1 protein-coding gene is annotated in these 422 nt (G+C 57.1%); it reads left to right on the top strand.

Translation table 11 applies throughout. The annotated features are described in order from the left end of the window. Positions 1–422: TraG family conjugative transposon ATPase (locus DXA54_RS28030; protein ID WP_243647708.1), on the top strand; the 422-nt coding region annotated here is incomplete at both ends.

The raw sequence follows: 422 nt of genomic DNA, 5'->3' as shown, positions 1-422 counted from the left end.
ATGCCCGGCAACGCGGCGGACTTCCCGGCGGAAGAGAGTTTCCATACATTCATCGAGCAGGCGGTGTGCCTCTTCACGGAGGAAACCAACTACCGCAGTTCGCTCTCGCCCTTCGGCATCAAGATGGTGGACAGGCTTACGGGAAAACCGTTGCACCTCGACATCAGCGACCTGCCGATGAAGCGGGGTATCACGACCAACCGCAACAAGTTCGTGTTGGGTCCTTCGGGCAGCGGCAAATCCTTTTTTATGAACCACCTCGTGAGGCAATACTACGAGCAGGGTACGCACGTGGTGCTGGTGGACACGGGAAACTCCTATCAGGGCTTGTGCGAGATGATCCGGTGCAAGACAAACGGGGCGGACGGCGTGTACTTCACCTACACGGAGGAGAAACCGATTTCGTTCAACCCGTTCTACAC

It is taken from the genome of Bacteroides sp. OF03-11BH (genome assembly GCF_003604005.1).
GTDB lineage: Bacteria > Bacteroidota > Bacteroidia > Bacteroidales > Bacteroidaceae > Bacteroides > Bacteroides ovatus.
The sequence above is the reverse complement of the archived record's forward strand: the minus strand, read 5'-3'. Positions and strand labels throughout refer to the sequence as shown.